At 63.3% G+C, this 12,928-nt stretch carries 11 protein-coding genes; 2 read left to right on the forward strand and 9 right to left on the reverse strand.

Translation table 11 applies throughout. From position 1 onward, the window contains the following. Window positions 1-79: 79 nt before the first annotated feature. From G3572_RS14945 to G3572_RS14970, 6 genes are all read right to left on the reverse strand, one after another. Entirely contained in the window at window positions 80-466 is a 387-nt protein-coding gene (locus G3572_RS14945) for a F0F1 ATP synthase subunit epsilon (RefSeq protein ID WP_164613323.1), read from the reverse strand. A gap of 10 nt (window positions 467-476) precedes the next feature. Then, window positions 477-1,919 (reverse strand): F0F1 ATP synthase subunit beta, encoded by a 1,443-nt coding sequence (gene atpD, locus G3572_RS14950; protein WP_164613325.1) that lies wholly within the window; start codon window positions 1,917-1,919, stop codon window positions 477-479. A 17-nt stretch (window positions 1,920-1,936) separates the two neighbouring features. After that, the gene (locus G3572_RS14955; protein ID WP_164613327.1) at window positions 1,937-2,803 is read right to left on the reverse strand and encodes a F0F1 ATP synthase subunit gamma; all 867 of its coding nucleotides are present in this window, start codon (window positions 2,801-2,803) and stop codon (window positions 1,937-1,939) included. A gap of 20 nt (window positions 2,804-2,823) precedes the next feature. Further along, complete coding sequence (gene atpA / locus G3572_RS14960) at window positions 2,824-4,362, reverse strand: F0F1 ATP synthase subunit alpha (RefSeq protein WP_164613329.1); 1,539 nt, start codon at window positions 4,360-4,362, stop codon at window positions 2,824-2,826. Further along, entirely contained in the window at window positions 4,362-4,922 is a 561-nt protein-coding gene (locus tag G3572_RS14965) for a F0F1 ATP synthase subunit delta (protein WP_164613331.1), read from the reverse strand. The genes atpA and G3572_RS14965 overlap by 1 nt, the downstream gene beginning before the upstream one ends. A 290-nt stretch (window positions 4,923-5,212) precedes the next feature. After that, entirely contained in the window at window positions 5,213-6,025 is an 813-nt protein-coding gene (locus G3572_RS14970) for a class I SAM-dependent methyltransferase (protein WP_164613332.1), read from the reverse strand. 64 nt (window positions 6,026-6,089) lie between these two features. On the opposite strand from G3572_RS14970, the gene gloB reads away from it, so the two are divergent. Together gloB and clpA are read left to right on the forward strand one after the other, a co-directional pair. Next, window positions 6,090-6,857 carry a hydroxyacylglutathione hydrolase gene (gene gloB / locus G3572_RS14975; RefSeq protein ID WP_164613334.1) on the forward strand — a complete coding sequence of 256 codons (768 nt, stop codon included), beginning with the start codon at window positions 6,090-6,092 and terminating at the stop codon, window positions 6,855-6,857. 176 nt (window positions 6,858-7,033) lie between these two features. Continuing rightward, entirely contained in the window at window positions 7,034-9,352 is a 2,319-nt protein-coding gene (clpA, locus tag G3572_RS14980; protein ID WP_164613336.1) for an ATP-dependent Clp protease ATP-binding subunit ClpA, read from the forward strand. Between the two features lie 102 nt (window positions 9,353-9,454). Here clpA and G3572_RS14985 read toward each other — a convergent pair whose 3' ends face one another. The 3 genes from G3572_RS14985 to G3572_RS14995 all read right to left on the reverse strand — a co-directional run bounded on the left by G3572_RS14985 (window position 9,455) and on the right by G3572_RS14995 (window position 12,905). Beyond that, window positions 9,455-11,068 (reverse strand): peptidoglycan -binding protein, encoded by a 1,614-nt coding sequence (locus G3572_RS14985; protein ID WP_164613338.1) that lies wholly within the window; start codon window positions 11,066-11,068, stop codon window positions 9,455-9,457. 3 nt (window positions 11,069-11,071) lie between these two features. Continuing rightward, window positions 11,072-12,181, reverse strand: coding sequence for a biopolymer transporter ExbB (locus G3572_RS14990; protein WP_240335587.1), 1,110 nt, complete (start codon window positions 12,179-12,181; stop codon window positions 11,072-11,074). A gap of 199 nt (window positions 12,182-12,380) precedes the next feature. Beyond that, window positions 12,381-12,905, reverse strand: coding sequence for a gamma-glutamylcyclotransferase (locus G3572_RS14995; RefSeq protein WP_164613778.1), 525 nt, complete (start codon window positions 12,903-12,905; stop codon window positions 12,381-12,383). Between the last annotated feature and the right edge of the window lie 23 nt (window positions 12,906-12,928).

A 12,928-nucleotide genomic window follows, 5' to 3' on the forward strand; every position in this document is an offset into this window, starting at 1 on the left:
CACAAGACGGCCCTGCCCCCGAAACGAACAAGCCCCAGCATATGCCGGGGCTTGAACAGAATTCAACTGATTCAAGGCTCTACTGGCCGATTGCGGTCCGAACCGCCATCATGTCAGCCACCACCTTATCGGCAGCGTCCTTGTCTTCCGACCCGCTGGCGGCATCGCGCACTTCGGCGACAAGGCTCTCCATCAGGGCGGGCGTCGCCTCTTCCACCGGCACGGCGCGTTCGGCCAGAACCGACACACCCGTTGCGGTGATCTCTGCAAAACCGCCCGTCACGATATAGGCCTTGGTTCCCTCGGCGCTGACCGCCTTCAGGATACCGGGGCGCATCGTGGTGATGGTGGGGGCATGCCCCGCCATCGCCGTCAGGTCGCCCTCTGCGCCCGGAATCTGAACCTCGGTCGCCTGAACCGACGCAAGGCGCCGTTCCGGGCTGACGAGGTCAAACTGAACTGCCATGATCCCCTCCTTATGCCGCAGCAGCGGCAAGTTTGGCGGCTTTGGCCTTCACGTCCTCGATGTCACCAACCATGTAGAAGGCTGCTTCCGGCAGGTGGTCGTATTCGCCGGCAACCACCGCCTTGAACGAGGCAATGGTCTTGTCCAGCGGAACCTGCACACCGTCCGAGCCGGTGAACACTTTCGCCACGTCGAAGGGCTGCGACAGGAAGCGCTGGATTTTCCGGGCGCGGGCCACGGTCAGCTTGTCCTCTTCCGACAGTTCGTCCATCCCGAGGATGGCGATGATGTCCTGCAGCGACTTGTAGCGCTGGAGGATCTGCTGAACGTCGGTCGCAACCTTGTAGTGCTCTTCCCCGATAACCGCCGGGTCAAGCAGGCGCGAGGTGGAGTCGAGCGGGTCCACAGCCGGGTAGATGCCGAGTTCCGAGATGGCACGCGACAGAACGGTGGTTGCGTCAAGGTGCGCGAACGAGGTCGCAGGCGCAGGGTCGGTCAAGTCGTCGGCCGGAACGTAGATCGCCTGCACCGAGGTGATCGAGCCATTCTTGGTCGAGGTGATGCGTTCCTGCAGCGCACCCATGTCGGTGGCCAGCGTCGGCTGGTAACCCACGGCCGAAGGAATACGGCCCAGCAGAGCCGACACTTCCGAACCCGCCTGGGTAAAGCGGAAGATGTTGTCCACGAAGAACAGAACGTCCGTGCCCGACTGGTCGCGGAACTGCTCGGCGAGGGTCAGACCCGACAGGGCCACACGCATACGCGCTCCCGGCGGTTCGTTCATCTGGCCGTAGACAAGTGCCACCTTGGACTTTGTCAGGTCGTCAGAGACGATAACGCCCGATTCCATCATCTCGTGATAGAGGTCGTTCCCTTCACGCGTCCGCTCGCCCACACCGGCGAACACGGAGTAGCCCGAGTGCACCTTGGCGATGTTGTTGATCAGTTCCATGATCAGAACGGTCTTGCCCACGCCGGCGCCGCCGAACAGGCCGATCTTGCCGCCCTTGGAATAGGGAGCCAGCAGGTCGATCACCTTGATCCCGGTGACAAGGATGTCAGACGCGGTGGCCTGCTCCGCGAAGGAAGGCGCGGGCTGGTGGATGGCGCGGGTTACGGTCGCGTCAACGGGGCCCTTTTCGTCGATCGGCTCGCCGATCACGTTCAGGATGCGGCCCAGCGTCGCGTCGCCCACCGGCACCGAGATCGGTGCGCCGGTGTCGGTCACGGGGGCGCCACGGACCAGACCTTCGGTCGCGTCCATCGCAATGGTGCGGACGGTGTTTTCACCCAGATGCTGGGCCACTTCCAGCACCAGGGTCTTGCCATTGTTGTCGGTGGTCAGTGCGTTCAGAATTGCGGGAAGCGCGCCTTCGAACTGCACGTCAACCACGGCGCCGATCACCTGAGTGACCTTGCCAGCCGCGGCAGCTGCTTTCGGTGCTTGTGCCATAGTGTTTCTCCAGTTCGTCAGAGCGCTTCCGCGCCCGAGATGATTTCGATAAGCTCTTTGGTGATCGCGGCCTGACGGCTGCGGTTATACTGGATGGTGAGTTTGTTGATCATGTCACCCGCGTTACGGGTGGCGTTGTCCATCGCACTCATCCGGGCGCCCTGTTCGGAGGCGCCGTTTTCCAGCAAAGCGGTGAAAATCTGGGTTGCCACGCCGCGGGGCAGCAGATCGGTCAGGATGGCCTCTTCCGACGGTTCATAATCGTAAAGCGCCGTGGATGCGTCGCCTTCGAACTTGGCCGGAATGATCTGCTGTGCGGTCGGGATCTGGCTGATCACCGACTGGAAGCGGTTGTAGAACAATGTGGCGACGTCGAATTCGTTCGCGTCAAACCGCGCGAGCACATCGCGCGCGATCCCTTGGGCATTGGCGTAACCGATCCGCTTCACTTCTGTCAGGTCGACATGACCGACGAAATGCTGCGACAGGTCGCGCTTGAGTTGCTCGCGGCCCTTCTTGCCGACAGTGAGGATTTTCACCGTCTTGCCAGCGGCCAGCAACTCGTTCGCCTTGACGCGTGCCAGACGCGCAATGCTGGAGTTGAAGCCGCCACACAGGCCGCGCTCTGCCGTCATGACGATCAGCAGATGCACCTGGTCACGGCCCGTCCCGGCCAGAAGCCGGGGCGCGCTGGACGACTGGCCAACGCCCGAGGCAAGCCCCGCCATCACGGCATTCATCCGCTCGGCATAGGGGCGCGCCTGCACGGCCGCATCCTGTGCGCGGCGAAGTTTCGCCGCGGCCACCATTTGCATGGCCTTCGTGATCTTGCGCGTGTTCTTGACGCTGCCGATCCGGTTTTTAAGATCCTTAAGGCTGGGCATATCCCTGTCCTTTCAGACGCTTAAGCGAAGGTTTTGGCGAATTCAGCGATAGCGTCTTTCAGCTTTTGCTCATCAGCGCCTTTGATTTTCGGGTCCGCACTGGTGATCCAGTCCAGAATGTCCTTGCGCTGGTTGCGCAGGAAAGACAGCAGACCCGCTTCGAAACGGCCCACATCCTTCACGGCAACCTTGTCAAGGAACCCGGCGGTGCCAGCATAGATCACGCAGACGATCTCGGCGTTGGTGAGCGGCGAATACTGGTTCTGCTTCATCAACTCGGTGAGGCGCGCACCGCGGGCCAGCAGCTGCTGGGTCGAGGCGTCGAGGTCGGAACCGAACTGGGCGAAAGCCGCCATCTCGCGATACTGTGCCAGCGACAGCTTGACCGGACCAGCCACGGTTTTCATCGAGTTGGTCTGAGCGGAGGACCCCACGCGCGACACCGACAGACCCGTGTTCACGGCCGGACGGATGCCCTGGTAGAAAAGTTCCGTTTCAAGGAAGATCTGGCCGTCGGTGATCGAGATCACGTTGGTCGGAACGAAGGCCGAAAGGTCGCCGCCCTGGGTTTCGATGATCGGCAGCGCGGTCAGCGAGCCCGAACCGAAGTCGCTGTTCAGCTTTGCCGAACGCTCCAGCAGACGGGAGTGCAGATAGAACACGTCGCCCGGATAGGCTTCACGCCCCGGCGGACGGCGCAGAAGCAGCGACATCTGGCGGTAAGCAACGGCCTGCTTGGACAGGTCATCATAGATGATCAGCGCATGGCGGCCGTTGTCGCGGAAATATTCCGCCATTGCGGTTGCCGAATAGGGTGCGAGGAACTGCATCGGAGCCGGGTCCGAAGCGGTTGCAGCGACCACGATGGTATAGGCGATCGCACCGGTTTCTTCGAGCTTCTTCACCAGCTGCGCCACGGTGGAACGCTTCTGACCGACGGCCACGTAAATGCAGTACAGCTTCTTGGATTCGTCGTCGCCAGCAGCCTCGTTATAGGACTTCTGGTTCAGGATGGTGTCGAGCGCCACGGCGGTCTTGCCGGTCTGACGGTCGCCGATGATCAGTTCGCGCTGGCCACGGCCAACGGGGATCATGGCATCCACGGCCTTGAGGCCGGTTGCCATCGGCTCGTGCACCGACTGGCGCGGAATGATGCCGGGGGCTTTCACGTCGGCCACACGGCGCTCGGAGGCCATGATCGGGCCTTTGCCGTCAATCGGGTTGCCCAGACCGTCCACGACGCGGCCGAGCAGCGCATCACCGGCAGGCACGTCCACGATGGACTTGGTGCGCTTGACGGTGTCGCCTTCCTTGATGTCCTGGTCGGAACCGAAGATCACGACGCCGACGTTGTCGACTTCGAGGTTCAACGCCATCCCGCGGATACCGCCCGGGAATTCCACCATCTCACCGGCCTGGACATTGTCCAGCCCGTGCACACGGGCAATCCCGTCACCCACCGAAAGAACACGGCCAACTTCGGCCACTTCGGCATCCTGGCCAAAGTTCTTGATCTGCTCTTTCAGGATCGCAGAGATCTCAGCAGCCTGAATTCCCATCACCCAACCTCTTTCATTGCATTCTGGAGAGCTGCGAGCTTTGCCTTGACCGACGTGTCGATCATGGTGGAGCCGAGCTTGACGACAAGACCGCCGATGAGGCTTTCATCGACAGTGGTTTTCAATTTCACATCCTTGCCCACACGCGCACGAAGCGTCGCGGCAAGGGTTTCGGACTGTTCCGCCGACAGGGCGGTCGCCGACGTCACTTCGGCTGTCACCTCGCCCTTTTCTTCCGCGATGCGGGCGGCAAGGCCGGACAACACCTGCGGCAACACAAAAAGGCGGCGCTTGGCCGCCATCAGTTGCAGGGTGTTTGCGGTGAGGGACGACAGACCCATCTTTGCCGCGATCGCAGCCATGGCGCGGGCCTGATCGTCACGGGTGATCACGGGCGACGAAATCAGCGTCCCGAAATCAGCGCTGGAGGACAATGCGGCAGTCAGCGCGTCTGCGTCGGATTCAAGGGCCGCAAGGCTCCCGGAGTCCTTGGCCAGCTCGAACAGAGCGGTGGCGTAGCGCGCGGCGATGCCGGAGGAGATCGAAGCTGGTTCGGACACGTCAACCCTTCCGTTGTCTTAGGCCCATCCCCGCAGGTCCGCTGGTCAGAGGCCGCCAATGGCGCATACGAGGGTATGCGTCTTGATTTTGCGCGTCTCTAGCAGAGCCTTCGGCACCCCGCAACCGTGTTGGTCGCCACTTTGTGAACCTTCGATGCAGGTTTCGCACATGTTTGCGCTGCACCTGCACAGGTGCGACTCTTTGGCACCTCTGCACCGCCCCCTCGCAAGGCAAAACGGCGCTGCTGCGCTGTCAGAGCGCGCCGGAACTGCCCCGCAGCGAGAGCGTTTCACAGCGTCTGGCGAATCCCCCCCGAGGGAACATTGGCATGGGTCGTCCGCTCTTCCAGACGGTTGGCCCCCGCAGGCGAGGGAACCGGCTGGCCCACGCCTTCGAGGATGCGCAGGGGCCGGCGCACCGCTGCGGCAAGGCCGCCGCGTGTTGGCGCATAGACCTGCTTGGTCACTTCCACCATCAACACGCCCCCCACCAGCCAGGGGGCCTGCTTGCCGAGCCGCTCCCAGAAATCGGCGGTGCGCAGCCAGAAGCGCCCGTTGGACGGGGGCGCGAACAGGGCCGCCGTGGCGCGGTCGGGCGTGAACCCGTGCCGCTTCAGTTGCGCTTCAAGCTGGCTCAGACTGTAGGGGCGGCCAAAGCCGAAAGGAGTGCCATCGCGCCGCGCCCAGATGCCGGACCGGTTCGGCACCACGAACAAGGCCCGCCCCCCCGGCCCGAGCACCCGGTGCGCCTCTTCCAGCACGGCGCTCGGGTGTTCTGATGTTTCCAGCCCATGCATCAGCACCAGCCGGTCCACCAGACCAGTCGGCAGCGGCCAGGCCGTCTCTTCGCACAGGACCGAGACGTTCAGCATCCCCGCAGGCCAAGGCATCACCCCCTGCGGCCCGGGCATCAGCCCGACCACGCGGCGCGATTTGGCCAGATAGGGCCGCAACAGCGGCACCGCAAAGCCGAAGCCCGCCACCGTCTGCCCCGCTGCAGGAGGCCAGAACGCGACCACCTGATCCCGGATCGCCCGCTGCGCCACGCGCCCCAACTGGGTGCGGTAATAGAAGTTGCGCAGATCGAGCACATCAAGATGCATTGCGGACCATCCTTCTTCCGGGCCATGCTGGCCACTTGCGACAAAGTCAACCGTAAGGACGACCATGCCCCTAGACCTTGTGACGATCCCGTGCCTGAAAGACAACTATGCCTTTCTGATCCATGATGCCGTCGAAAACAGAACCGCCGTCATCGACGTGCCAGAGACGGCCCCCATTCTCGCCGCCCTGTCACAGCGCGGCTGGTCGCTGACCGACATCCTGATCACCCATCATCACGATGACCATATCGCAGGCGTGAACGATCTGCGCGCGGCAACAGGGGCCAGGGTCTGGGGGGCGCAGGCCGATGCGCACCGCCTGCCCCCGCTCGATCACGCGCTCGCCGAGGGCGACACGCTTTCGATCGGCAGCCAGACCGGCCATGTGATCGACGTCTCCGGCCATACCATCGGCCATATCGCCTTTCACTTTCCCCAAGCGGGGCTCGCCTTCACCGCCGACAGCCTGATGGCCGCAGGCTGTGGCCGCCTGTTCGAAGGCAGCCCCGCGATGATGTGGGCCAGCCTGTCCAAACTGGCCGCCCTTCCGCCGCAGACGCTGATCTGCTCGGGGCACGAATACACCGCCTCGAACATCCGCTTCGCGTTTGCTCTTGAACCCGGCAATCCGGCACTTATCTCTCGTGCATCGAAGGTGGCACTGGCGCGCGAGGATGGTCGCCCCACCGTGCCTTCGACCCTGTCCGAAGAACTGGCGACGAACCCTTTTCTTCGTGCCGCCTTGCCAGAACTGAAGGCTGCCATCGGACTTCCCGATGCAACCGACGCGGAAGCCTTTGCCGAAATCCGCAAGCGCAAAGACAGGTTCTGACACACGACCGCTTAGGCTCTGATCACTTTTGTTGTGACAAATGTCACCAAGGCCAAAAGCGTGAATATTCTTCTTGAAGTGCGGCAAATAAAGCCGAACTTAAAGGTTATGAGGCAACGGTTGGTTGGGGTGGTCCGTCACCCGAACCTGCCCCGAGGATCAGGAGCACGCAGCAAGTGCCTTCGTTTTCAACCACGCTCGAGCAAGCCATTCACGGTGCCTTGGCCCTGGCCAACGCCCGCCGCCACGAACTCGCCACGCTGGAGCATTTGCTTCTGGCGTTGCTGGATGAACCCGACGCCGCCCGCGTGATGCAGGCCTGCTCGGTCAATCTCGATGATCTGCGCAAGACGCTGATGGATTTCATCGATGACGATCTGTCCACACTCGTCACCGATGTCGAAGGGTCCGAAGCTGTTCCCACTGCGGCTTTCCAGCGCGTGATCCAGCGCGCGGCAATCCATGTGCAATCCTCCGGTCGCAACGAAGTGACGGGCGCCAACGTCTTGGTCGCCATCTTCGCCGAACGCGAAAGCAACGCCGCCTATTTCCTGCAGGAACAGGACATGACCCGTTATGACGCGGTCAACTTCATCGCGCATGGTGTGGCCAAGGACCCGTCCTTCGGCGAAAGCCGTCCGGTGCAGGGTGCGGAAGAACAGCACGAAACCCCCAAGGCCGAAGCCGGGGACGCAAAGGAATCCGCGCTGTCGAAATACTGCGTCGATCTGAACGTCAAGGCGCGCAAGGGCGATGTCGACCCGCTGATCGGGCGCGATTCCGAAGTGGAACGCTGCATTCAGGTCCTGTGCCGCCGCCGCAAGAACAACCCGCTTCTGGTGGGCGACCCCGGTGTTGGCAAGACCGCCATCGCCGAAGGTCTGGCATGGAAAATCATCAACAAGGAAGTGCCGGATGTTCTGGGCGGCGCGACCATCTACTCGCTCGACATGGGGGCGCTGCTGGCCGGCACCCGCTATCGCGGTGACTTCGAAGAGCGTCTGAAAGCCGTGGTCAAGGAAATGGAGGATCACCCCGACGCGATCCTCTTCATCGACGAGATCCACACCGTCATCGGCGCCGGCGCCACCTCGGGCGGCGCGATGGATGCGTCGAACCTGCTCAAACCCGCGCTTCAGGGCGGCAAACTGCGCTGCATGGGCTCCACCACCTACAAGGAGTTCCGCCAGCACTTCGAAAAGGATCGCGCCCTGTCACGCCGCTTCCAGAAGATCGACGTGAACGAGCCATCCATCCCGGATGCCATCAAGATCCTGATGGGCCTCAAGCCGCATTTCGAGGAACATCACGATCTGCGCTACACCGCGGATGCGATCAAATCGGCGGTGGAACTGGCCAGCCGTTACATCAACGACCGCAAACTGCCCGACAGCGCCATCGACGTGATTGACGAGGCGGGCGCGGCCCAGCACCTTCTGTCGGACTCCAAGCGCCGCAAGGTGATCGGCACCAAGGAGATCGAGGCTGTGGTCGCCAAGATCGCCCGCATTCCGCCCAAGAATGTCTCCAAGGATGATGCGGAAACCCTGCGTGATCTGGAAAAGACGCTCAAGCGCGTGGTGTTCGGTCAGGACAAGGCGGTGGAGGCACTTTGCTCGGCCATCAAACTGGCCCGTGCTGGTCTGCGCGAACCCGAAAAGCCCATCGGCAACTATCTGTTCGCCGGGCCAACGGGTGTGGGCAAGACCGAGGTTGCCAAACAGCTGGCCTCCAGCCTCGGCGTGGAACTTCTGCGCTTCGACATGTCGGAGTATATGGAGAAACACGCCGTTTCCCGCCTCATCGGCGCCCCTCCGGGCTATGTCGGCTTTGATCAGGGCGGCATGCTGACCGATGGCATCGACCAGCACCCGCATTGCGTGCTGCTGCTCGACGAGATGGAAAAAGCGCACCCCGATGTCTATAACATCCTGCTTCAGGTGATGGACCACGGCAAGCTGACCGACCACAACGGCCGCACCGTCGATTTCCGCAACGTGATCCTGATCATGACGTCAAACGCAGGGGCGGCGGACATGCAGAAATCGGCCATCGGCTTCGGCCGCGACAAGCGCACCGGCGAAGACACCGCTGCGATTGAACGCACCTTCACCCCCGAGTTCCGCAACCGTCTCGATGCGGTGATCTCCTTCTCGGCCTTGGGCAAAGAGGTGATCTTCCAGGTGGTCGAAAAGTTCGTCATGCAGCTTGAAGCACAGCTGATGGATCGCGGGGTTCACATCGAACTCACGCCAGAGGCAGCAACATGGCTGGGTGACAAGGGCTATGATGACAAGATGGGCGCGCGTCCCCTTGGCCGCGTGATCCAGGAACACATCAAGAAGCCGCTGGCCGAGGAGCTTCTGTTCGGCAAACTGGTCAAAGGCGGGGTGGTGCGGGTCACCGTCAAGGATGATGCCATCGTCCTTGAAATCGACGAGCCGCAAAAGCCGCGCCTCACAGGCTCCAAGCCGCCGCTGCTGACCGCAGAATAAGGCGGAAGCCCTAAGATCTGGAAAGGCCCCTGCGAAAGCAGGGGCCTTTTCCCATTGCATGACCGGCAACGCGGAGGGCCAGACACCGCCTCGGCCTTGGCCCTAGCGTTCTGTCAGCTTCAACTCGATCCGGCGGTTCTGCTGGCGTGCGGCCTCGGAATTGCCGCTCACAACCGGACGATATTCGCCAAAGCCGGTGGCTGCCATCCGGTCGGGCGGAAAGCCGAGCGAGGTCTGCATGTATCGCACCACCGACAAGGCCCGCGCCTGGCTCAACTCCCAATTGTCGGCAAAGGCCCCCGACCCCGACAGCGGCACATTGTCGGTATGGCCATCGACCCGGATGATCCAGTCGATCGTCTCAGGAATTTCGGCCCGCACTTCGTTCAGGATCTCGACCACTCCCGCAATCTGCGCCCGGCCTTCGGGGGCAAGATCGGCGGCACCGGGTTGGAACAGCACCTCGCTCGAGAAAACAAAGCGGTCCCCCACCACGCGCACGCCCTCTCGCCCCGCAAGCAAGCGGCTGAGTTGGCCGAAGAATTCGCTGCGGAACTTCGCCAGATCGGCGTTTTCCGCCTCGAGCCGCCGCCGCTCCGCCTCCTCCAGCGCCGCGCGCTGCCGTTGCTCGGACGCGACCTGCGCCAAAGCGGCGTTCAACTGTGACCCGAGCGCCTCGAGCTGCACCTGCGCCTGCGCATCCTTTTCGCTGGCCTCGTTCAGCACTGCCTGCAAACTTCCCAACTGCCCGCGCAAGGCGGCGATCTGGGCGTTCAACAGGGCCACCCGCTCTGCCGCCTCGATCACCTTGGCCTGCTCGTCGGTCAGCGCGCGTTCCGCCGCTGCCAGCAAGGCCGCGCGTTCATCCACCTCCGCCGCATTCTGCGCGGCTTCCGTCTGCGCTGCCGCCAGCAAAAGCAAGGTTTCCTCGGCCCGTTTGCGCTGTTCCTCCAAGGCAAGCGTCATCGCTGCCAACTCGGTATCCGCCCCCGCAAGGCGGGCCCGCAGCGCCTCGAGCGCCGCCGCATCCGCCAGTCGCGCGGCCTCCGCCTCCGAAAGCTCCGCCTGCGCAGCGCTCAGTGCGGCTGCATCCGCGTTGGATTGCGCCCGCATCTCCGCCAGCATCGCCTCGATCGCCTCGCGCTGCGCCGCCGCCAGTCGCGCCGCCTCGGCGCTTTCGTCAATCTCGCTGCGCGCCCGCGCCAAGGCCAGTTGCAGCGCATCGCGTTCCGTCAAAAGCGCGGCGCGCGCCGCCTCAAGCTCGGCAGAACTCGCCGTCAGATCCGCCACCTGCCCACGCGCAGCATCACGCTCGGCCAGAAGCGTCGCCACCTGAGCCTCAAAGCTGGCGACCCGCGCCTGCGCGCTTTGCAGATCGGCCTCTGCAACCGCCAGACGCCCCGTCAATCCGGCAACCAGCGCCGCCTGCCGTGCGCCCTCGGCCTCGCTCGCCGCAAGATCGGATCGCAGCGCCCCCACTTCCGCCTGCAAGGCCCCGACGCGCCCCCGCTCCAGCCCCAGCGCATCGGCAAGGGCGGCCACCTGATCGGTCAGCGAGGTCAACTCGCTGTCCTGTGTCGTGATGGTTTCCTGCAACACCGACTGCATCACGGTAAAGATGGTCAGCACGAACATCAGCACCATCACCAGCGTGGTGACAGCGTCCACAAATCCCGGCCAGATGATCGAGGCGTCCCGCCGCCGCGACAGTCCCATGACCTAGCGTCCCACACCCGTGCGCGAAAGCTGGCGCACCGCGGCGGTCAACGCCGAAATCTCGCCGCGCAGATCAGCCACGCTTTCCTGACGCCCTGCGGATATCTCTTCCAGAATGCGCAGCAACTGCACATCGATCGACCGCAGGCGCATCCGGCTTTCCGCGTCGGAATGTGCGCCCCCTTCCGCCCCCACAAGCGCTGCGATCAGCCGCTCCTGCCCCTCGGCGATACGCTCCAGCGCGGCGGTCTGGCCGCCGCCCGCCTCAAGCCGCTCGGCGAGTGCGCCAACCGCCTGCGTCAGATCGCCGATGCGCGCGTCCACCTCGGCGCGGCTGGCGTCCGATTGCGCATAAAGACCTTGCAGCACCTCCATCTGGCTGACCATCTGGTCCAGCACCAGAACCACGGCATCACCGTCCCCGTCGCCATCGGCTTCTCCGCTGGCGATCCCGAGCCGCGTGATCGAGGACAGCCATTCCTCCAACTCGCGGTAAAAGCGGTTCTGGCCGTGTCCGGCGAACAGCTCCAGCAATCCCACCACCAAAGACCCCGCCAGCCCCAGAAGCGACGAGGAAAACGCCGTCCCCATCCCGCCAAGCTGCGCCTCAAGCCCGCCCATAAGCTTTTGGAACACCGCGGTGCCACTTTCACCCGGCTGCGGTGACAGCGAGCGGATCGTTTCCACAATGGCCGGAACCGATGTGGCAAGGCCGTAGAAGGTTCCCAGAAGGCCAAGAAAGATCAGAAGGTTGGTCAGATACCGCGTGATGTCGCGCGCTTCGTCAATACGCGTGGCCACCGATTCGAGGATTGAGCGGGAGCTTGAGGCCGAAATCTGCGTCTGCTGCCCGCGAGAGCGCAGCAAAGAGGCCAAGGGCGCCAGCAAGCGCGGCGGGCGCTGGGTTTCCGCACCCGGCCCGTGGCTCACGAAATCTTCGATCCAACTGACCGACTGGATCAGGATCAGCACCTGCCAGAAACAGGTGAACACCCCCAAAACGAAGATAAAGGCGATGAACCCGTTCAGCCAAAGGTTGGCGCGGAACACATCGGCGACTTGCCCGTGAATAAGCCATGCCCCCGCCGCCACCAGACCGGCGATGACCAGCATGGTCACGATCTGCTGGATCGGTTGCGTGAATTTTGCGACCCTGCGCTCTCGCCCAGTGCGGCTTGCTTTGGCCTTGTTCTCGGCCTTGGTCTGCTTCATCAGACGCTGCCTGCCCGTTTGTTCTGCCCGCCTAGAGGATACGCCACGAAATCAGCGGTGCCAAAGAAATTCCCCCGATTTGCAGATATTCTCTGGCCCATCACAGGGTAAGCGCCTTTACGCGCTGTGCCAGCCACTCCAACTCGGGGTCCGAAATGCCCAGATCGGCCAGATGTTGCGCGGTCGACCACAGATAATCGCGGTTGAAACCGCGCCCGCCCTTGGCCCGCGCGATGATCCGCGCCTGCTCTTCCAGATCAAGATTGCCGCAATACTGCCAGTGATGGGGGTCGATCACATAGACCAGCGCATCGCACCCGCCCCCGTCCGGCCAATCGGCGCGCACCTGCGCCTCCAGATAGGCCGAAGAAATCAACTCCCGCTCGCGCAGCAGGGCCAGCGTAGCGGCCTCTGCCCCCGGCTCGACCCGGAAGGTCACGCCGTCACAATAATATCCGGCATCCGCATCCAGCGCCAAAACCAGTCCGGGCTCCGCTTCCGATCCGCGGTGATGGATCGAGCGCATGCAGAAAGACCGCCGCCAGCCCCGCACCCGCGCGATCCGCGTCTCGGCCACCGGAAACTCCGGATTCCAGATCAGCGATCCATATCCAAAGACCCACATCGTCTCGGTCACGTGACTGGCCC

The organism is Pseudotabrizicola algicola, assembly GCF_010915705.1.
Lineage (GTDB): Bacteria > Pseudomonadota > Alphaproteobacteria > Rhodobacterales > Rhodobacteraceae > Pseudotabrizicola > Pseudotabrizicola algicola.